Genomic DNA, 20620 nt, shown 5'->3' on the forward strand with positions numbered 1-20620 from the left:
GAGAACCTCCTTTGTTACTGTTAACTGCATTATTTCATAATTGAATAAGAAAATAGAGCGTTTACATGGAAGTGTAAAATGATAAAGCCGAGTCTATTTGACTAATTTAGTTGCTAATCAGTATCTTTTTCAAAGTAACTCTTACCATTTTCAACCACCATAGTGATTTTAATGTTGCCGTCAGATAATGTGCTAACAGTGAAGTTATAGATACCATCTGATAGAGTTCCAACTGGAAGTGATGTTAATTTATCTTTTAAGTAGTCTACACGATTATCAATTTTATGATTTTGTTTATCCTCGATTTCAATAAAATTGAAGTGCTCGATAGAAACTATTAAAGTTTTATCGTTGATATGTTTGTTAATATCGATATTGTAAAATCCTGCAACATCTGTATCTCCATTTTCTCTGTTTTTTACAGCCTCTTTAATAAGATCACTATAAAATTTTATTTTGTCAGCTGGTTTAATCTCGACATTATAATTCTCTAGTAATTTGCCACCAACTGCCTCATTTATTTTAGTCGCCATATCATCTTCTAATTTTAGATTATATATTCTTTCTTCATAGACTTTTAAGACAAATTCAAATTGTTCAAGTGTAACTTTATCAAATAACTCTTTTTCCGTATCGTTTTCAAGATAGGAACGAATTTCTTCCTTGTCCTTTTCATCCAATGTTGTCACGTGTGTTCCATTTTGCACATCAGAAACATAAATAAAATCGATAAAACTTTCTCCATTCGATAAAGTTTCATTATAGAATAAAGTTGTAAGTGTTCCATTGTAAGGTTCAATTAAATGTTTTTTCTCATATACTTCGACTTTTCCTTTTAGTCCAAAGTCTTTAAAGTCCTGTACATATTGATCCGTAGAGCCCCATACTGAAACTTTGCTATTAGTGATTAACAAGAGGTTGCATAAGAAAACGACTATAGCTCCAAAAACAAGACTTGATTTGTTTGAAGACTTGTCGTCTTGATCGAGCTTCGTTTTTTGAAAGTTCCCAATAAAGAAAATAGTAGAGTACAGGATACTAACACCAAACAATGTTGGAAGATTATCAATATAATTGATTGGCCACCAACGTAGATATACCATATTTGATAGTTGTAAGCAGACTCCTGTAGTCGCTAAAATTACTTGTATGGTACTAGTCTTTTGGACTAACTGATTATCTTTAAAGCTTGATTTTAATTTCAGAGGATCTCTAAAGGCAAAAAAATTACCTAAAAGAATCAAACCTATTGCTAAAAAGAATATAGGCCATAGAATGAAAAAAGCATAACCTGCTGAATAGAAGAGGGCAAAATAAACTAGATTATAGATTAAATATCCTAATAAGACCAAGCAAAGTCGTATTAAGCTTATTTTATATGGTTTCATAGGAAAACCTCCTCGTTACTATTAACTAAATTATATCATATTTGAAGCAAAAGAGAACGCTTACATAAAAGTGAAAATAAAAAAGATAGGCCGAATGACCTATCTTTTTAATAGTTGAGATATTGTTCGATCTCAGACTTTTGAATTTCTTTACCGTAGTGACAAATCGGGCAAGAAACGAAATAAGTTTTTCCGTAAGGAAAGAGTGGAATCCAGTAAAGAGTAAACTTACGTCCGTATTCTGTAATTTCCCAAGTATCAACATTGTTACAATGGCCGCAGTCGATAGTAGTCTGTGTATGTCCCAACACTTTTTGGTAACCTTTTGACCCCCAAAATAGAATCATTTTTACATCTCCTTATAGTTATAGTTAATGGTGTTATTGTTTATTGAAATCGTAGTCTTTAACAATTTCGATACTATCGATAGTGATAGCAGTAGTCGGTTTATCTTTTTCGTCTTTTTCAGCCTTGGCAATTTTATCTACTACGTCCATCCCATCGAGCACTTGTCCAAAGACGGGGTGTTTCCCATCAAGAGTTGGATTTCCACCTTCTTTGTAGGCTTGGATAATTTTCTTAGGATAGCTATTTGTAGGAAGTTTAGCTGAATAGTCTGTTGTACTTTGGTTGATGAAGAACTGGCTACCATTTGAACTTGGTTGACCAGTATTGGCCATAGATAGGGAACCGCGGATATTATAGAGGTATGGAGAAATTTCATTTTTGAAACCTGTTCCCTTGTCCTTGGTTTTGTCTTTATCGTGCCAGATAGATTCCCCACCTGTTCCATCTCCCTTAGGATCTCCAGTTTGTACCATAAATCCATCAATCACACGGTGGAAAGTCACACCATTGTAGTAGCCTTCTTTAGCATGAGTCAAGAAGTTTTCAACAGCAAGTGGTGCTAACTTTGGAAAGAGTTTGATACGAATATCACCCAAACTTGTGTGAAGGATAGCTTCAGCTTCGTCTTCAGCTACTTCCTTAGAAAGTTGGGGGAAATTAGCATTTTCATTGGTTAAAGCGTCTTTGAAATCTTTTTCTGCTTGAGTAGCGGCTTTAGAACTTTCTTCAGTAGCAATTTTAGAATCTACGTAATCATCACCACGAAGAGCACGTTGGATGCTTGTACATCCACCAAGGGCAAAGGTAGAAATGAGTAATAGTGTAGCTAATTTTTTCATGTTAATCCTCTCAAAAATCATTTTTTCCATTGTACCCTAAAAGGAAGTGGATTTCAAATGTAAATGGTTGGTGTACTTATAAGACACTGGAAAAATGATGGAACGGAATTTCTACAGTCAAAAAATCACCCAGTCTTGGTTGATTAAAGATTCTTTTTAGGATGGCGGTCAATGATTGCTTGATGATCCTTGAGTGCCTGTTTTCCTTTGGGAGTTAGTTTATAGCCACGGATAGAGAAGCAGTTGGTCAATTCTTCTTCTGAAAAATGATCATGAAGTGCTTGATTCAAGTCGGCAACCTTCATCTTAGAGACTCCGGTGACACCCTTCTTTTTAAGGATATTCTTTTTCATGGTAGCATTTAGATGATCAAGCGAGTCAAAGGCTGTTTCAATAATAGCATAGCCTTTTTCAACGAGCATTTCTAAATGTTTTGGTGCATCAATTCCATAAGTATACTCAAAATATTTTGGAAACCAAGTTTCAGTGGTGAAAGTTCAAAAGTTGATTCTCCAGAGAAGGATGATATCACCTGCTAATAAATTATTCTCAAGGAGTTCCATATTGCGTTTTGGTACAGGTTTAGGATTTAGGAGCCAAGCTTCCATATCACGATTTGGAGATATGTAGGGTTTGACTGGATAGTCTTTATAGATGGTACTCAAAATAGTGTTCATAAAATTATTCTTTCTTTTTTTCCTTACCAGTCTAACAAATTTCAAAAAAAAATTAAAAATATTTAAACTCTGTCAAGTTTTTTTCTTGACACCTCTCAGAAATCTGATATAATAGAACATGTGCTAAATAGCTTGGCTATTTCACCGAAATAAAAAATAAAAGAAAAGAGATATTAAAAATGGCAGTAAAAATCCGTTTGACTCGTATGGGTTCTAAGAAAAAACCTTTCTACCGTATTAACGTAGCAGATTCACGTTCACCACGTGACGGACGTTTCATCGAAACAGTTGGGACTTACAACCCACTTGTTGAAGAAAACCAAGTAACTTTGAAAGAAGACCGCGTTCTTGCATGGTTGGCTGATGGAGCTCAACCTTCAGATACAGTACGTAACATCCTTTCAAAAGAAGGCGTATTGAAAAAATTCCACGATTCTAAATTCTCTAAATAAGTTTAAAGTAGGTTGACAGATGGATACGATTGAAAATCTCATTATTGCAATTGTGAAACCTTTGATTTCACAACCAGATGCCTTAACTATCAAGATTGAAGATACACCAGAATTTTTGGAGTATCATTTGGATCTTGACCAGAGCGATGTGGGTCGTGTAATCGGTCGTAAGGGTCGCACTATTTCTGCGATAAGAACGATTGTCTACTCTGTCCCAACTGAAGACAAAAAAGTAAGAATCGTTATTGACGAAAAATAAGAAAAGCGGGACATGGTCTCGCTTTTTTGCTAGGAGTAGGATATGAAGGATTTGACAGTTAGACAACTACAAGCCTATTTGCTAGAACATTACCAGCAATCTAGAACAGAAGAAGGGCTCTTTATAAAACTAGTTGAAGAAGTTGGTGAAGTAGCCGAGGTTTTGAATGGACGTTCTGGACGAAAAGAGGGTGTTCAAGACTCAAATGAGGAACTTGCTAAAGAACTTGCTGATATTATACATTATACGGTTGCAATCGCAGCTATCAACGATATTGATCTAACCAAGACCATTTTTGAAAAAGATAAGAAAGCTGCCATCAAGTATCACCATGAACGAGATTTGGAAGGATATTTGAAAGGAGATTTGAGAAATAATGGACACTGATTATTTTCTAAAAATAGATTGGGCAATGTATATTGATTGGTTATTGCGAATTGTACAGATTTTGACGTTTATCGGTGTAATTTTAAAAATTAGTTTCCAGAATAAAGCATATATCAATAATATTGAAATTCAGGCAATTAAACCAATCGAATTTGATTCCTTACATACAAGATTTCATCATATTTATGAGTTTAAACATGATGAAAATGATAAACATTATCACCATTTGATTTTTTATCCAAAGGAAGTTGATATTGAAATTGTAGAATTTTATTCTTTAGCCTATGATTCAAAAAGTAATCGATTAGTTGTTAACGATAAACTGCATACAGTTAAAAATTTAAAGAATTATACATGTCTATTGATTCATACAAATTTACCTGAGAATATACCTAGTTTAAGGATGAAATGGAAGACAAGTCAGGGTCAAATCGGGGAGTATACATTTTATAGTAATATGTATAACGGGAATATAAATATTTCTTCTTTCAAATATAAATTAACATTAAAGAGGAAACTACTAGCACTTTTGGGATTATAGCTGATTTTTCTCCAACTTGTGAAAATCCCTGTAACATGATAAAATAAAGGGAGAAATAGATACAGGAGATCAAATGAACTATTTTAACGTTGGAAAAATCGTCAATACACAAGGTTTGCAAGGTGAGATGAGAGTCTTATCTGTGACGGATTTTTCGGAAGAACGCTTTAAAAAAGGGGCAGAGCTGGCCTTGTTTGATGAGAAGGATCAATTTGTTAAAGCTGTGACTATCGCAAGTCACCGTAAGCATAAAAACTTTGATATCATAAAATTTAAGGATATGTATCACATCAATGATATCGAAAAATACAAGGGCTACAGTTTGAAGGTTGCGGAAGAAAACCTTAATGACCTCGATGATGGTGAGTTTTACTACCACGAGATTATCGGTTTAGAAGTCTATGAGGGAGATAACTTGATTGGAACTATCAAGGAAATCCTTCAGCCAGGAGCCAATGATGTCTGGGTAGTCAAACGAAAAGGCAAACGAGACTTACTCTTACCTTATATCCCGCCTGTAGTTCTTAATATAGATATTCCTAATAACCGTGTGGATGTTGAACTCTTAGAAGGGTTAGACGATGAAGATTGATATTTTAACTCTCTTTCCAGAAATGTTCACACCCTTAGAACATTCCATCGTTGGTAAGGCTCGTGAAAAAGGACTCTTAGATATCCACTATCATAATTTTCGTGACTACGCTGAAAAGGCTCGTCATGTGGATGATGAACCTTATGGAGGTGGTCAAGGGATGCTCCTTAGAGCGCAACCCATCTTTGACGCCTTTGATGCCATTGAAAAAAAGAACCCGCGCGTGATCCTCTTAGACCCTGCTGGGAAGCAGTTCGATCAGGCTTATGCGGAGGATTTGGCGCAAGAAGAAGAGCTTATCTTCATCTGTGGTCACTACGAAGGTTATGATGAACGGATTAAGACCTTGGTAACCGATGAGATATCTCTTGGAGATTATGTCTTGACTGGTGGAGAACTAGCAGCGATGACCATGATTGATGCGACGGTTCGCTTGATTCCAGAAGTTATTGGGAAGGAAGCAAGTCACCAAGATGATAGCTTTTCATCAGGACTCTTGGAATATCCTCAGTACACAAGACCTTACGATTATCGTGGAATGCTAGTTCCAGACGTGCTTATGAGTGGCCACCATGAAAATATCCGTCAATGGCGTCTCTATGAGAGTCTGAAGAAAACCTATCAACGTAGACCTGATTTGCTGGAACAGTATGAATTGACAGCAGAAGAAGAAAAAATGTTAGCAGAAATAAAAGAAAATAACAATTAAAAGGAGAAACCTATGCAAGTAATTAAACGTGATGGACAAGTCGCTGATTTTGATCCAGATAAAATCTACCAAGCTATTCTTAAGGCAGCTCAAACAGTCTATGTATTGACGGACGATTTGCGCCAAAACCTAGCTCAAGTGACAAAAAAAGTTGTTTTAGATTTGGAAGAAGCAAAAGTAGAGCGTGCAACCATCAGCATGATCCAATCAATGGTTGAACACCGCTTGCTTGGAGCAGGATACATTACCATCGCAGAACACTATATCTCTTATCGTTTGCAACGTGATTTGGAAAGAAGTGGTTATGGTGACCACATCGCGGTTCACCTACATTTTGAACAAATTCGCTAAGATAAAAAGAGTGAGATGATAGAAGCATCTCACTCTTTCTTAAATCTTCTTTTTTGAGCAGTTTGGATAGTAGAAGGAACAAATGTTACTCTCCGGATATCCGATACTCGAATAATACGGCTTACATTTTTGGCAAAATTTTTAACGATAATTTGTTGGCGGTCAGTATCATACTTGATAATATCGCCTGTAAAACTCGTTTCAGCAAAGATGATATGGACAGCCGTTTTTTTGGCTAGTGCTTCTTCAAGTCTAGCAATGAGGGGATCGCTTTTTTCAGGAATGGAATCTTCATGACCATTCACAAAATCATGGACTTTTTGTAAAGCTTGTTTCAAGAAATCTTTCATTCCGGCCTCCCTTCTTTTATTCATTATATAAAAATTTTATGAAATCTACAAGATTTTTCGAATTATCAATTGAGAACAAAAAGGAGAAGGACATGGCAGAATTTACTTTTGAAATTGAAGAACACTTACTCACTTTATCTGAAAACGATAAAGGATGGACCAAGGAAATCAATCGTGTCAGCTTTAATGGAGCTCCAGCAAAGTTTGACATTCGTAGCTGGAGTCCTGATCACACAAAGATGGGGAAAGGAATCACGCTCTCAAACGAGGAGTTCCAAGTAATGGTAGATGCCTTCAAGAATCAATAAGCGTTCATGCAAACATAAATGAAAAGAGGAAGGGAAAAAATCCCGACCTCTTTTTATTTGTTTGAAAAATAGGGTTGACTGCTAAGTCGTTGAAGGAGTGGTCGTCCGATAAAACTGATGGCAATAATTTTTGCAAGATCAGGAATGATAAAGGGAATGACACCGACAGCGAGAGCCTTGTCAATAGGCATACCAGCAAGGAAGTGGAGGCTGAGGATACCACCGACAAAAACAAGTGAATCACCCAAGAGATTGGCTAGGAAGATACGTACAACACCGCTATTTGTATGTGTTAGATAAGATGCAAGTCCTGCATAGACTAGGTCAAACCAAAGATAACCAGCGCTTGGTCCAACTAAAACATGGAAACCAGCTCCACCACTAGCAAAAACGGGAAGTCCAATAGCACCAAGCAAAAGATAAAGCCCTACAGAGAGAACAGCTTCCCTTGGTCTAAAAACAGTAGCAATGAGACCAATAGCAAAGTTTTGCAGAGTAAACGGAACAGGTCCAATTGGAATGCTAATTTGGGCTAATACTGCAATCAGAGCAGCTCCAATAGCAGGAATAGCATAAATGTGTGCTTTTTTCATAATAGTTAACCTCTTTTTTGATTTATAGTAACTATTATACTGGAAGAGATATAAATGTCAACCTATTTCAAAAACAAAGGTTACAAACTTGTAACGGCCGATTTAAACAAAAAAGAGACCAAGAGGTCTCTTTGGGGGATTAACGCATAGTCACAAACTCTTCTGAACCAGTTGGATGGATAGCGACGGTTGCATCAAAGTCAGCTTTTGTAGCTCCCATTTTGATAGCAACTGCAAAACCTTGAATCATTTCGTCAACTCCGTAGCCGATACCATGAAGACCAACGACCTTTTCATCTGCACCAGCTGTAACTAGCTTGAAGCGAGCTTCTTGACGGTGGCTAGTCACTGCTGAATACATAGAAGCAAATTTTGAAGTATAGACTTTGATATTTTCTTGTCCATACTCTTTGATAGCTTCTTCCTCAGTCATACCGACAGTTCCGATAGCTGGGTGTGAAAAGACAACGGTTGGAATAGTTGTATAGTCCATTTTGGCATTTGTTTTGCCATTGAATAGTCTTTCTGATAGAGTACGACCAGCTTTGATAGCGACAGGTGTTAGTTCTTTTTCGCCTGTGACATCTCCAAGAGCATAGATACCGTCAACGACGGTGCTTTGGTATTCATCAACTTGGATGAAACCATGTTCATTGAGGGTAACGCCTGCTTTTTCTAGATTAAGTCCTTCAACGTTTGGACGACGACCTGTAGCCCAGATGACTTGACTAGCAGTATGCGTGCTACCATCTTCAAAATGAATGGTAATGCCTTGTTCAGTTTTTTCAAGTTTAGCAGGAACCTTATGGGTGTGTAGGTTTAGTCCAGTATTAGCCATTTCTTGAACTAGACTCTCAATAATATAGCTATCAAATCCACGAAGTGGACGTTCACGACGGACAAATAAATCAGTCTGTACGCCAAGGGTATGGAGTACGCCAGCCAATTCGACTGCAATGTAACCAGCACCCAGAATAGCTACTGATTCAGGTAACTCTTCCCAGGCAAAGACATCATCAGAGCTACCACCTAGTTCTGCGCCAGGAATGGCAGGGATTTGAGGATGTGCACCAGTCGCAATCACGATGTGCTTAGCACGGATTAACTCACCGTTAACGCTGACTGTATGAGCATCAACGAACTCAGCACGTCCTTCGATTAAATCAACTCCGTTACGTTTGAAGCTTCCGTCGTAAGAAGAACGAGCACGATCGATGTAGGCTTCACGATTCTTACGAAGTGTTGCGTAATCAAATTTGTTATTAGTACTTGTGAAACCATAGTCAGGTCCATATTTGTGGATACTCTCTGCAATTTGCGCTCCATACCACATGATTTTCTTAGGAACGCAGCCAATATTGACACAGGTTCCCCCTAATTTTTTTTCCTCAATAACTGCAGCTTTGGCTCCATGTTCACCAGCACGATTCATAGTAGCAATACCCCCGCTACCTCCTCCGATGGCGATAATATCATATTCTCTCATAGAAAGCTCCTTTGTTGTTTTCTAGTCATATTCTATCTTTTTTTGGAGGTCAATGCAAAAATCTGCTACGTATAAAGATTTTATGTAAGTGCTTGCAAAAACAAATTAGAAGGTGTATTATATAACTAATACAAGAATAAAAGATGAAACAGCTATATTTGGATAATTGGAAATAAATTGTCCAATTTCAGGGCATGTGCTATAATCTTAATATATGCAATTAAAAAGGAGTATGGATATGAAAAGAAAGTCAAAAGACAAGAAATGGCCTTTATTTACAGCTATCGGTGTTGCCTCAGTTCTTGTAGTGGGAGCGGCTGCCGTTCTTCTATTAAGACAACCAAATCAAGCAGCTACCAAAGAGGAAACTGCAAAGATTGTTCTTGCAAAAGAGGGTTCAGTGGCTTCATCGGTTCTCTTATCAGGTACTGTGACGGCTCAGAATGAACAATATGTTTATTATGATGCTAGTAAAGGTGACCTGGATGAGGTTTTGGTTTCTGTAGGAGATAAGGTTAGTGAGGGGCAAGCACTAGTCAAGTATAGTAGTACAGAAGCCCAGGCTGCCTATGATGCTGCCAGTCGTGCTGTAGCTAAAGCTGACCGTCATATCAATGAATTAAACGATGCACGTAATACCGCCGCAGCAACACCAAGTCTTCCTCAAGCAGGTCTAGAAGGAGCAACTGGACAAGCACCAGCTCAGTCATCCGGTTCTGCCACAGCTGCTATTGATTCTCAAATCAGCGATGCACGTGATGTGCGTGCAGATGCAGAAGCGCAACTCGAAAAAGCTCAAGCCCAATTGAATTCTGCTACTGTATTGAGTACTGTAGAGGGAACAGTTGTTGAAGTGAATCGTAATGTTTCAAAATCTCCAACAGGAAATAGTCAAGTTTTGGTTCATATCGTAAGTAACGATAACTTGCAGGTCAAGGGAGAGCTTTCTGAGTACAATCTTGCAAACCTTTCTGTTGGCCAAGAAGTCACCTTTACTTCTAAGGTTTATCCAGATAAAACTTGGAATGGTAAGATTAGCTATATTTCAAATTATCCAAAAAATAACAGTGAAGCAAGCGCAAGTGTTGCGGGATCAAACTCAGGTTCTAAATATCCATATACCGTCGATGTAACAAGTGAACTCGGTGACTTGAAACAAGGCTTTACAGTTAGTGTCGAAGTGAAAAGTACTAGTAAGGCATTACTTGTTCCGATTACCAGTATCGTCATGAAAGAAGATAAAAACTATGTTTGGATCCTTGATGAAAATCAAAAGGCCAAAAAAGTTGAAGTTGGATTGGGCAATGCAGATGCAGAAAACCAAGAAATCACATCTGGTCTGACAGATGGAGCAAAAGTCATCAGTAATCCGACAGCTTCCTTGCAAGAAGGAAAAGAGGTGAAGACTGATGAAGCAACTAATTAGCCTCAAAAATATTTGCCGTAGCTATCGTAATGGTGACCAAGAACTTCAAGTCCTTAAAAACATTAATCTAGAAGTTCACGAGGGAGAATTCGTAGCTATCATGGGACCATCAGGTTCTGGTAAGTCCACCCTCATGAATACCATCGGTATGTTAGATACCCCTACAAGTGGTCAGTATTTTCTAGATGGAAAAGAAGTAGCTGGTTTAGGTGAAAAACAATTAGCCAAAGTTCGAAATCAAGAAATCGGATTCGTCTTTCAACAATTCTTTCTCTTGTCCAAGATGAATGCTCTCCAGAATGTAGAACTTCCATTGATTTATGCAGGAGTTGCGGCTTCTAAACGTCGTAAACTAGCAGAAGAGTATCTGGAAAAGGTTGAACTGACCGAGCGTAGCCATCACTTACCTTCAGAGTTGTCAGGTGGTCAGAAGCAAAGGGTTGCCATTGCGCGTGCTCTGGTCAATAATCCTTCTATCATCTTGGCAGATGAACCGACTGGAGCTCTTGATACCAAAACTGGAAATCAAATCATGCAACTCTTGGTTGAATTAAACAAAGAAGGAAAAACTATCATTATGGTTACGCATGAGCCTGAAATTGCCGCCTATGCGAAGCGTCAAATCGTCATCCGAGATGGTGTCATTTCGTCTGATAGTGGCCTAGTAGAAAAGGAGGAAAACTAAGATGCAGAATCTGAAATTTGCCTTTTCATCCATTATGGCCCACAAGATGCGGTCCTTCTTGACCATGATTGGGATTATTATCGGTGTATCCTCGGTTGTCGTGATTATGGCCTTAGGTGATTCCATGTCTCGTCAGGTTAATAAAAACATGACCAAGTCCCAGAAAGATATCCATGTCTTTTTCTCACCTACAAAGAGTAAGGACGGTTCCTTTACACAAAGACAATCTGCATTGACCTTGTCTGGTGGTCAAGAAGAAGATTTTGTTGAACCACCAAAACCTCAAGAAGCTTGGGTCAAGGAAGCTGCTAAGCTCAAGGGAGTGGATAGCTATTATGTGACCAACTCCATGAATGTTACCTTGACCTATAAGGATAAAAAGGTCGAACATGCAAACATGACTGGTGGGAATGTCACCTATATGGATGCGGTTGAAAATGAAATTATTGCAGGTCGTGGACTTAGACAACAAGATTATAAAGACTTCGCAAGTGTAATCATCCTGGATGACGAATTAGCCAATAGCCTTTTTGGTTCAGCACAGGATGCTCTCAACCAGATTATTGAAGTAAACGAAATTAGTTACCGTGTTATTGGTGTTTATGCAAGTAAGGAAGCCAAGGCAGCCAAAGCCTTCGGAGTTGGAGGACTACCTATTACGACTAATATTTCTCTTGCAGATAATTTCAATACAGATGAGATTTCAAATATTGTCTTCCGTGTCAATGATACCAGCTTGACCCAGACTTTGGGACCAGAGTTGGCTAGAAAAATGACTGAAATTGCTGGTCTTCAACAAGGCGAGTATCAAGTTGCAGATGCGTCTGCCGCCTTCCAAGAAGTACAACAACTCTTCGGCTTTATAACAACGATAATTAGTGCTATTGCAGGAATTTCTCTCTTTGTTGGTGGTACTGGTGTTATGAATATTATGCTTGTTTCGGTGACAGAGCGTACCCGTGAGATTGGTCTACGCAAAGCACTAGGAGCAACACGTGGTAATATCCTAGTTCAGTTCTTGATTGAATCTATGATTTTGACCTTGTTAGGTGGTATCATCGGCCTTGTACTTGCTGCTGGGGTGACCATGCTTGCTGGTGTATTACTTCAAAACATGATTGCAGGTATCGAAGTCGGCGTATCCATTCCAATCGCCCTCTTTAGTCTAGCGGTCTCAGCTAGTATTGGTATGATATTCGGTGTTCTACCAGCCAATAAAGCCTCTAAACTGGACCCAATTGAAGCCCTTCGCTATGAATAAGATAATCAACAGGACAAACAAGATAGACACTTGTCTATCTTGTTTTTTGTATGGATTTCCATTTCGAAAATCACTAAAAATATGGTATAATGAAGTGTTATAAAAACAGGTTTCATTTGCCTGGAAAGGAAATATTATGTCTGAAAAGAATTTTTATATTACAACGCCGATTTACTATCCATCTGGTAAACTTCATATCGGTTCTGCCTACACTACCATCGCTTGTGATGTCCTAGCTCGTTACAAACGCCTCATGGGCTACGATGTCTTTTATCTAACAGGTCTTGATGAGCATGGCCAAAAGATTCAGCAAAAAGCTGAAGAAGCTGGTATCACGCCTCAAGCCTATGTTGACGGCATGGCAGTTGGTGTAAAAGAACTCTGGAAATTGCTTGATATCTCATACGATAAATTTATCCGTACCACAGATGACTACCATGAAAAAGTGGTAGCACAAGTCTTTGAACGCTTGCTTGCTCAAGATGATATTTACTTGGGTGAATACTCTGGTTGGTATTCAGTTTCAGATGAAGAATTCTTTACAGAAAGCCAACTTGCAGAAGTTTTCCGTGACGAAGCTGGCAATGTAACGGGCGGTATTGCTCCATCTGGTCACGAGGTGGAATGGGTTTCAGAAGAGTCTTATTTCCTTCGCCTCAGCAAATACCAAGACCGTTTGGTCGAATTTTTCAAAGCCCATCCTGACTTCATCACTCCAGATGGCCGTCTCAATGAAATGTTGAAAAACTTTATCGAGCCAGGTTTGGAAGATTTAGCGGTATCACGTACAACCTTTACCTGGGGTGTACCAGTTCCATCAAATCCAAAACACGTTGTCTATGTTTGGATTGATGCCCTTCTCAACTATGCGACTGCTCTTGGTTATGGTCAAGAGAATCATGCTAACTATGATAAATTCTGGAATGGAACAGTCTTCCATATGGTCGGAAAAGATATCCTTCGTTTCCACTCAATTTACTGGCCAATCCTTCTCATGATGTTGGATATGAAATTGCCTGATCGCTTGATTGCCCATGGTTGGTTTGTCATGAAAGACGGCAAGATGTCTAAGTCTAAAGGGAATGTCGTTTATCCTGAAATGTTAGTAGAACGTTATGGACTTGATCCACTTCGTTACTACCTCATGCGTAGCCTTCCAGTCGGTTCGGACGGAACCTTCACTCCAGAAGACTATGTAGGACGTATCAACTATGAATTGGCAAATGACCTCGGAAACCTCCTCAACCGTACGGTTTCCATGATTAACAAGTACTTTGATGGTCAAATCCCTGCTTACGTAGAAGGTGTGACAGACTTTGACAATGCTCTTGCTCAAGTAGCAGAACAATCAATCGCTGACTACCACATCTATATGGAAGCAGTTGACTATCCACGTGCGCTTGAAGCAGTCTGGACTCTTATCTCACGTACCAACAAATACATCGATGAGACAGCTCCATGGGTCTTGGCTAAGGATGAAGCTCATCGTGACCAATTGGCAAGTGTTATGAGTCACTTGGCAGCAAGTCTTCGCGTCGTAGCGCACTTGATTGAGCCATTTATGATGGAAACTAGTCGTGCAGTCTTGACTCAACTTGGACTCGCAGATGTTTCTAGCCTTGAAAACTTGAGCTTGGCTGATTTCCCTGCAGGTGTAACAGTAGTTGCTAAAGGAACACCAATTTTCCCACGTCTCGATATGGAAGAAGAAATCGCCTATATCAAGGAACAAATGGAAGGGAACAAGCCAGCAGTCGAAAAAGAATGGAATCCAGATGAAGTTGAACTCAAACTCAACAAGGATGAAATCAAGTTTGAAGACTTCGATAAGGTTGAAATTCGTGTTGCTGAAGTCAAAGAAGTTTCTAAAGTGGAAGGTTCTGACAAATTGCTTCAATTCCGCCTAGATGCTGGTGATGGTGAAGACCGTCAAATCCTTTCTGGTATTGCGAAATTCTATCCAAACGAACAAGAATTGGTCGGTAAGAAAGTACAAATCGTTGCTAACCTTAAACCACGTAAAATGATGAAAAAATATGTCAGCCAAGGGATGATCCTCTCAGCTGAACATGATGGCAAATTAACCCTTCTAACAGTTGATCCAGCTGTACCAAACGGAAGTGTGATTGGCTAAATTTTAAAAGGACCAGCTTGAGCTGGTTCTTTTCTTTTGTATGACGATAGTTGATAAAAGAGGCATTCTGCTTTATAATGAAGAAAAACGGAGGAAAAAGCCATGAAATACATTCCATTCGGTCAAGAGAAAAGAGAACTATCAGAAATCGTCCTAGGCATGATGCGAATCAGTGACAAGTCGGTCAAAGAAGTGGAGGAGTTGGTTGAAACAGCCCTATCTGTCGGAATCAACGCCTTTGACTTGGCAGATATCTATGGTCGTGGTCGGTGCGAAGAATTACTGGGTCAAGTGTTAAACAATCGTCCTGACCTACGAGAAAAGATGTGGATACAATCCAAGTGTGGCATTCGCATAGAAGAATTTACCTATTTTGATTTTTCAAAAGATTATATTTTAGAGTCAGTAGACGGGATTCTAAAAAGATTGCAGGTTGATTACCTAGATAGCTTGCTTCTCCATCGCCCAGATGCTTTGATGGAAGCTGATCAAGTGGCAGAGGCCTTTGAAATCCTGCACAATTCTGGTAAGGTTCGAGACTTTGGTGTGTCCAACCAAAATCCTATGATGATAGAGTTACTGAAGAAAGAAGTCAAACAGCCATTAACGATTAATCAATTACAACTAAGTGCAGCATTCACGCCTGGTTTTGAATCAGGTTTCCATGTCAATATGGAAGGTAACAAGGCAGCTGTACGTGATGGAAGCATCTTTGAATACTGCAAGCTAAACGACATGGTCATTCAGGCATGGTCAGTTTTACAGTTTGGTTATTTCAAAGGTAATTTTGTTGGCAATGAACAATTCCAACAACTGAATCAAGTTCTCAATCGACTAGCCCTTAAATATGGAGTAAGCCCATCAGCTATTGCCATCGCTTGGGTGTTACGCTATCCAGCTAAGATGCAAGCAGTAGTAGGAACTACAAACCCCAAACATCTATTAGAGGCAAGCAAAGCAAGTAACTTGACTCTAACACGAAAAGAATGGTATGAGATTTACCTAGCAGCAGGGAATGATTTGCCGTAGAGATAAATTGTATTTAAGAAATAACAGTCAAAAAGCCGTTGCAAAACGGTTTTTTGTTATAATAAAACAAGAGAACTATTAAGGAGAAAAATATGACATTTGAAGAAATCTTGCCGGGACTAAAGGCAAAAAAGAAGTATGTGCGTACTGGTTGGGGAGGAGCTGAAAACTATGTCCAGCTTTTCGACACCATCGAACAGAACGGTGTCGCTCTTGAAGTGACGCCTTATTTCCTCATCAACGTCTCTGGTGAAGGGGAAGGCTTTTCCATGTGGAGCCCAACTCCTTGTGATGTCCTAGCCACAGACTGGGTGGAAGTCCATGACTAAACGTGTCTTAGTTACAGGTGTTAGCTCAGGGATTGGTCTTGCACAAGCTCGCCTATTTTTAGAAAATGGTTATCAAGTTTACGGTGTGGATCAGGGTGAAAACCCTGACTTGCAAGGCGATTTTCACTTTTTACAACGTGATTTAACGTTAGACTTGGAACTTATTTTTGATTGGTGTCCTCAAGTTGATATTCTCTGCAATACAGCTGGGGTTTTGGATGACTACAAACCTTTACTGGAACAATCAGGCCAAGAAATCCAAGAGATTTTTGAAATCAACTATGTGACTCCAGTAGAGTTGACCCGCTATTACTTGACATACATGCTGGAACATAAACATGGGATTATCATCAATATGTGCTCCATCGCTTCAAATCTGGCAGGCGGAGGTGGACACGCCTATACCTCGTCTAAACACGCCTTGGCGGGATTTACCAAACAGTTGGCACTAGACTATGCTGAAGCTGGTATCCAGGTATTCGGTATCGCTCCAGGAGCGGTCAAGACAGCTATGACCGCAGCAGACTTTGAACCAGGCGGACTAGCAGACTGGGTAGCCAGTGAAACACCTATCAAACGCTGGATTGAGCCAGAGGAAGTAGCAGAAGTCAGCCTCTTTTTGGCTAGTGGAAAAGCAAGCGCCATGCAAGGACAAATCCTGACGATTGACGGTGGTTGGAGTTTGAAGTAGGAGAAGTTGGATGGAAATCAAAAAACACTTTGGTGTCTATGGTGTTTGCTTTGAGAATGAGAAATTACTCTGTATTGAAAAAACGAGAGGACCTTATAAACATCGTTTTGATTTACCGGGTGGTAGTCAAGAACCAGGTGAGGGGCTGACAGAAACCCTCAAGAGAGAAGTTCTGGAAGAGACAGGCTATACGCTTAGCCAGTATTCAAATCCTAGGATGTATGACGTGCTGGTTCAAGAAGAAGGGCAAGACTTCGCAGTACATCATATCATGGCCTTTTATGATATCGTACTTGATTTAGAACGCCTTCAAAAATCCCTTCCTCATGAAGTTCTTGATGGAAGTAATGATTCAGCAAATGTCATTTGGCTGAATTTGGAAGAAATTACCGAAGAAGATGCCTCGCCTTTAGTATTAAAAGTGAAGGCAGAGTTACGAGGATTTCCAGAATTAGAACTGACAAGCTATAAGAATTGGAAGGTGAAAGAAAGGAAGCTAAACAAATGACACCTCAAGAAATGTGGAATGCCTACAAGCAGATCAATCCCTCTATCGGAGATGAGATAGATGCCTGGGCCTTTGGAGTGGATCCAGACCTTTTAGCGGAACTGGTCTTTAAAGGCGAAAAAACAGCAACAGCCTCAGCTTACGACCTCTACGCAATAGAGGACGAACCTCTTCCACAAGTAGGGACCTTTGATGTCGTTTTAGACAGTAAATATCAAGCTGTCTGCATCGTCGAAGTCACAAAGGTTTCTGTTCAGCCTTTCCATCAAGTGTCAGCCGACCATGCCTACAAGGAAGGTGAGGGTGATAAATCTCTGGCCTATTGGCGTCAAGTTCATGAGGAGGTTTTCACCGAGTGGATGAGGGAGGCCGGACTGACTTTTACACCTGACAGCAAGGTTGTTTTTGAAGAATTTCGCAAAGTCTACCCTCTATAAAAAGGATAGCAGGAAGAAAGTTTTGGAAATCATCGTCCAAAGCTTTTTTCTGACTTTAAATGATAAAACGAGTAAACAAAAAGCGGACAATTATGTCCGCTTTTTTGAATCTAACAAGTAAAGTTATTGGATAAAGTATTTCAAAGATGTTTGTCTTTGGAATCCCTATTCAGTCACTTCTATTTTGCTTGATTATTTTTTCTTTAAAAAAGAGAGAGCGTTGCTCTCTCTTTTTTATAGAAAATTATCTAATATTATTTAGAAAATTTACGTTTCATGACTACAGTACCTGACAAGATTACTAGACCTGCCAATACAAGTGCAGTACCAGTCGCTTCACCAGTAAATGGAAGTTCAGATCCTTCTTCTGTTGTTGATACAGAAGCTGCTTCTGTTGTTCCTTCAGTTGCTTCTGTTGTTTCTTCAGTTGTAGTCGTTGCTGTTGTCGTTGTTGAACTTGTACTTGGTTCTTCTGACGTTGTTGTTGTCGTTGTTGAACTTGTACTTGGTTCTTCTGACGTTGTTGTTGTCGTTGTTGAACTTGTACTTGGTTCTTCTGACGTTGTTGTTGTCGTTGTTGAACTTGTACTTGGTTCTTCTGACGTTGTTGTTGTCGTTGTTGAACTTGTACTTGGTTCTTCTGACGTTGTTGTTGTCGTTGTTGAACTTGTACTTGGTTCTTCTGACGTTGTTGTTGTCGTTGTTGAACTTGTACTTGGTTCTTCTGACGTTGTTGTTGTCGTTGTTGAACTTGTACTTGGTTCTTCTGATGTTGTTGTTGTCGTTGTTGAACTTGTACTTGGTTCTTCTGACGTTGTTGTTGTCGTTGTTGAACTTGTACTTGGTTCTTCTGACGTTGTTGTTGTCGTTGTTGTTGGCTCTGGAGTTGTTGTTGTCGTTGTTGTTGGCTCCGGAGTTGTTGTTGTCGTTGTTGTTGGCTCTGGAGTTGTTGTTGTAGTTGTTGTTGGCTCCGGAGTTGTTGTTGTCGTTGTTGTTGGCTCCGGAGTTGTTGTTGTAGTTGTTGTTGGCTCCGGAGTTGTTGTTGTAGTTGTTGTTGGCTCCGGAGTTGTTGTTGTAGTTGTTGTTGGCTCTGGAGTTGTTGTTGTAGTTGTTGTTGGCTCCGGAGTTGTTGTTGTAGTTGTTGTTGGCTCCGGAGTTGTTGTTGTAGTTGTTGTTGGCTCCGGAGTTGTTGTTGTAGTTGTTGTTGGCTCTTCTGTCGTAGTTGCTTTATTTGAAGTGTTTACAACTTTGATAACATTCAAACCATTGATCGGTTCCACTTTTGAAGTATACCCATCAGGTGTGTTCGTTTCTACTACAGAATAAACGATTGGTTTACCATCTTTAATACCTGGCAATTCAGAAAATTCAGCAGACCAACCAGAATCTTTCGTCAACGTCCTAGTCATACCTTCCAATTTTTGACCATCTGCCAATAATTGAACAGTAATGTCTTTACGATCAGATTCGCTATCCCCAACCCATTCTTTTTGAACAGTAACAGTTTTGTCACCAGTCACCCAGAAATTCAATTCTGTGTTTTTCCAGAACGCTGGATCTTCTATTGGAGTTGTAATTTCGTCAGATTTCAATTTAGCGTTGTTGACTACGCTAATTGTTGTCTTAGGAATGATTGTTTGATATTCAACGACTATTGCATCGCTATTTGCTGTTTTAAATGCATCACTAACTTCAGATAAGTTTACAGTAAATCCGTTGCCATCTGCATCGAATTTAATATGTTTCCAGAAATTCCAACCTGAAGCAACTTCATTTCCATTTTTCCAAAGTTTGAATGATGGTTTCAAGTATGTTCCTACAAAGAATTCATGTGCTGCGTGGTTCGCTGCAGGAGAAAAAGTAATTTTAGAATAATCTACAGTTGGAGCTTGAATTTTATCTGAAACAACTGGGTTCGTGATGGCTTGTTTCTTACCATCTCCATTGATACGGATGAACCAAGTAGTTAAGTAATAATCATCTCCAACGTTCATCCAGGCATAATTTTCTGATACATCGAGTTTGAATTGTTTTGAAACATAGTCACCAGTACGGTTGTATTTATTTAAGATTGCTTCGAAAACGCCATGACCCTCAGGACGTGTGATGATAACTGATTCAGAACCTACTCTTGCATTAGCTGTTTTATTCCCAGGGTTTCCTGGGGTGTTATCCCATGTCACTTTGTATGAGAAACCACCTTTTACATTTTCGTTCATTGACTCGATTGCTTTTTTGAATGTAAAAGTAATCTTTTTGTTAGTCATTGAAATAGTCGCTATTTCAGCACCATTAGCTTGAAGTGATTGCGTTGCTACTTGAGTAAAATTGACGCCTTCTGGAGCATCAATAGTGAAAGTATCCCCCTCTTTAACTGATTTACCAGTTAAATCCCAGTCAAATGAGACGACAACATTTTGTCCAGTTGCTTGGGCTTTTAAGTTGGATATGGTTGGTGAAACAGTAGCAGCACTTACAGGTCTAATCATAGACAACCCTAAGGCTACTACACCGATGATAGCTACAAATGAAACTATCTTTTTATAAAGAGATTTCAATTCCCTAAATCCTTTCTAATATAAAATCTTTTTGTTTGGTCTAACCATCAAAATGTTAACTTTTATCATTTAATAATATTTACAGTTTAACTTCAAAGAAAAGTGCAATTTTAATTCTGCTCCAAGGAATATAAAAATTGCAATCATTTCTCAATCTCCAATATTCAACAACTTGACTACAGTAAGATTGAGAACAAACGGAGATTGGAAATTTTTAGTTTATTTCATAGTGGAGAATACATGTTAATTTTATCCAGAAGTGAACTCCAGATCTCTCCTCTG

At 39.1% G+C, this 20620-nt stretch carries 26 protein-coding genes; 17 read left to right on the top strand and 9 right to left on the bottom strand.

Translation table 11 applies throughout. The features are described 5' to 3' along the window. Positions 1-113: 113 nt before the first annotated feature. The 5 genes from ACXYSK_RS01195 to ACXYSK_RS01215 form a co-directional block, all read right to left on the bottom strand. Positions 114-1388, bottom strand: a complete 1275-nt coding sequence (locus ACXYSK_RS01195; protein WP_458624767.1) for a hypothetical protein — start codon at positions 1386-1388, stop codon at positions 114-116. Positions 1389-1495: 107 nt separating this feature from the next. Next, a complete protein-coding gene (locus ACXYSK_RS01200) occupies positions 1496-1735 on the bottom strand; it encodes a zinc-ribbon domain-containing protein (RefSeq protein WP_458624768.1) in 240 nt (79 codons plus the stop codon). Between the two features lie 33 nt (positions 1736-1768). Next, positions 1769-2575 (bottom strand): peptidylprolyl isomerase, encoded by an 807-nt coding sequence (locus ACXYSK_RS01205; RefSeq protein ID WP_458624769.1) that lies wholly within the window; start codon positions 2573-2575, stop codon positions 1769-1771. Between the two features lie 143 nt (positions 2576-2718). Further along, a complete protein-coding gene (locus ACXYSK_RS01210; RefSeq protein WP_458624770.1) occupies positions 2719-2997 on the bottom strand; it encodes a hypothetical protein in 279 nt (92 codons plus the stop codon). 75 nt (positions 2998-3072) lie between these two features. After that, positions 3073-3252, bottom strand: coding sequence for a hypothetical protein (locus ACXYSK_RS01215; protein WP_458624771.1), 180 nt, complete (start codon positions 3250-3252; stop codon positions 3073-3075). Positions 3253-3431: 179 nt separating this feature from the next. Here ACXYSK_RS01215 and rpsP point away from each other — a divergent pair, with 179 nt between their 5' ends. From rpsP to ACXYSK_RS01250, 7 genes are all read left to right on the top strand, one after another. Next, the gene (gene rpsP, locus ACXYSK_RS01220) at positions 3432-3704 is read left to right on the top strand and encodes a 30S ribosomal protein S16 (RefSeq protein WP_070460902.1); all 273 of its coding nucleotides are present in this window, start codon (positions 3432-3434) and stop codon (positions 3702-3704) included. 19 nt (positions 3705-3723) lie between these two features. Continuing rightward, positions 3724-3963: an RNA-binding protein KphA gene (gene kphA, locus ACXYSK_RS01225; protein ID WP_000379617.1), complete on the top strand. Its 240-nt coding sequence runs from the start codon at positions 3724-3726 to the stop codon at positions 3961-3963. A gap of 42 nt (positions 3964-4005) precedes the next feature. After that, complete coding sequence (locus ACXYSK_RS01230) at positions 4006-4350, top strand: MazG nucleotide pyrophosphohydrolase domain-containing protein (RefSeq protein ID WP_153224793.1); 345 nt, start codon at positions 4006-4008, stop codon at positions 4348-4350. Continuing rightward, on the top strand, positions 4340-4891 hold the full coding sequence (locus tag ACXYSK_RS01235; protein WP_195183273.1) for a hypothetical protein: 552 nt from the start codon (positions 4340-4342) through the stop codon (positions 4889-4891). Before ACXYSK_RS01230 ends, ACXYSK_RS01235 begins: the two co-directional genes overlap by 11 nt. Before the next feature lie 73 nt (positions 4892-4964). Beyond that, the gene (gene rimM / locus ACXYSK_RS01240; RefSeq protein ID WP_458624772.1) at positions 4965-5483 is read left to right on the top strand and encodes a ribosome maturation factor RimM; all 519 of its coding nucleotides are present in this window, start codon (positions 4965-4967) and stop codon (positions 5481-5483) included. Then, positions 5473-6192: a tRNA (guanosine(37)-N1)-methyltransferase TrmD gene (gene trmD, locus ACXYSK_RS01245; protein WP_458624773.1), complete on the top strand. Its 720-nt coding sequence runs from the start codon at positions 5473-5475 to the stop codon at positions 6190-6192. Before rimM ends, trmD begins: the two co-directional genes overlap by 11 nt. 12 nt (positions 6193-6204) lie before the next feature. Next, complete coding sequence (locus tag ACXYSK_RS01250) at positions 6205-6543, top strand: ATP cone domain-containing protein (RefSeq protein ID WP_004253071.1); 339 nt, start codon at positions 6205-6207, stop codon at positions 6541-6543. A 29-nt stretch (positions 6544-6572) separates the two neighbouring features. Here ACXYSK_RS01250 and ACXYSK_RS01255 read toward each other — a convergent pair whose 3' ends face one another. Beyond that, the gene (locus tag ACXYSK_RS01255; RefSeq protein WP_254727112.1) at positions 6573-6893 is read right to left on the bottom strand and encodes a hypothetical protein; all 321 of its coding nucleotides are present in this window, start codon (positions 6891-6893) and stop codon (positions 6573-6575) included. Positions 6894-6985: 92 nt separating this feature from the next. On the opposite strand from ACXYSK_RS01255, the gene ACXYSK_RS01260 reads away from it, so the two are divergent. Then, positions 6986-7201, top strand: a complete 216-nt coding sequence (locus ACXYSK_RS01260; RefSeq protein WP_006151239.1) for a YdbC family protein — start codon at positions 6986-6988, stop codon at positions 7199-7201. A gap of 53 nt (positions 7202-7254) precedes the next feature. Here ACXYSK_RS01260 and ACXYSK_RS01265 read toward each other — a convergent pair whose 3' ends face one another. Beyond that, positions 7255-7794 carry a biotin transporter BioY gene (locus ACXYSK_RS01265; RefSeq protein ID WP_254727115.1) on the bottom strand — a complete coding sequence of 180 codons (540 nt, stop codon included), beginning with the start codon at positions 7792-7794 and terminating at the stop codon, positions 7255-7257. A gap of 139 nt (positions 7795-7933) precedes the next feature. Continuing rightward, positions 7934-9280, bottom strand: coding sequence for a glutathione-disulfide reductase (gene gor, locus ACXYSK_RS01270; RefSeq protein WP_458624774.1), 1347 nt, complete (start codon positions 9278-9280; stop codon positions 7934-7936). A gap of 238 nt (positions 9281-9518) precedes the next feature. Here gor and ACXYSK_RS01275 point away from each other — a divergent pair, with 238 nt between their 5' ends. The 9 genes from ACXYSK_RS01275 to ACXYSK_RS01315 all read left to right on the top strand — a co-directional run bounded on the left by ACXYSK_RS01275 (position 9519) and on the right by ACXYSK_RS01315 (position 17780). Beyond that, positions 9519-10706 (top strand): efflux RND transporter periplasmic adaptor subunit, encoded by a 1188-nt coding sequence (locus ACXYSK_RS01275; RefSeq protein WP_458624775.1) that lies wholly within the window; start codon positions 9519-9521, stop codon positions 10704-10706. Next, positions 10690-11391, top strand: coding sequence for an ABC transporter ATP-binding protein (locus tag ACXYSK_RS01280; RefSeq protein WP_254727123.1), 702 nt, complete (start codon positions 10690-10692; stop codon positions 11389-11391). Before ACXYSK_RS01275 ends, ACXYSK_RS01280 begins: the two co-directional genes overlap by 17 nt. Position 11392: 1 nt before the next feature. Then, the gene (locus ACXYSK_RS01285; RefSeq protein ID WP_458624776.1) at positions 11393-12652 is read left to right on the top strand and encodes an ABC transporter permease; all 1260 of its coding nucleotides are present in this window, start codon (positions 11393-11395) and stop codon (positions 12650-12652) included. Positions 12653-12788: 136 nt separating this feature from the next. After that, positions 12789-14786 (top strand): methionine--tRNA ligase, encoded by a 1998-nt coding sequence (gene metG, locus ACXYSK_RS01290; RefSeq protein WP_458624777.1) that lies wholly within the window; start codon positions 12789-12791, stop codon positions 14784-14786. Positions 14787-14888: 102 nt separating this feature from the next. After that, the gene (locus ACXYSK_RS01295) at positions 14889-15815 is read left to right on the top strand and encodes an aldo/keto reductase (RefSeq protein WP_458624778.1); all 927 of its coding nucleotides are present in this window, start codon (positions 14889-14891) and stop codon (positions 15813-15815) included. 92 nt (positions 15816-15907) lie between these two features. Further along, a complete protein-coding gene (locus tag ACXYSK_RS01300) occupies positions 15908-16144 on the top strand; it encodes a DUF2829 domain-containing protein (protein WP_000141913.1) in 237 nt (78 codons plus the stop codon). Then, positions 16137-16835 (top strand): 3-oxoacyl-ACP reductase, encoded by a 699-nt coding sequence (locus ACXYSK_RS01305; RefSeq protein WP_458624779.1) that lies wholly within the window; start codon positions 16137-16139, stop codon positions 16833-16835. The genes ACXYSK_RS01300 and ACXYSK_RS01305 overlap by 8 nt, the downstream gene beginning before the upstream one ends. Before the next feature lie 10 nt (positions 16836-16845). Then, a complete protein-coding gene (locus ACXYSK_RS01310; protein WP_458624780.1) occupies positions 16846-17343 on the top strand; it encodes an NUDIX hydrolase in 498 nt (165 codons plus the stop codon). After that, a complete protein-coding gene (locus ACXYSK_RS01315; RefSeq protein WP_458624781.1) occupies positions 17340-17780 on the top strand; it encodes an ASCH domain-containing protein in 441 nt (146 codons plus the stop codon). The genes ACXYSK_RS01310 and ACXYSK_RS01315 overlap by 4 nt, the downstream gene beginning before the upstream one ends. 254 nt (positions 17781-18034) lie before the next feature. Here ACXYSK_RS01315 and ACXYSK_RS01320 read toward each other — a convergent pair whose 3' ends face one another. After that, positions 18035-20338, bottom strand: a complete 2304-nt coding sequence (locus ACXYSK_RS01320; RefSeq protein ID WP_458624782.1) for an LPXTG cell wall anchor domain-containing protein — start codon at positions 20336-20338, stop codon at positions 18035-18037. Positions 20339-20620: the final 282 nt, after the last annotated feature.

The organism is Streptococcus sp. V919, assembly GCF_054353475.1.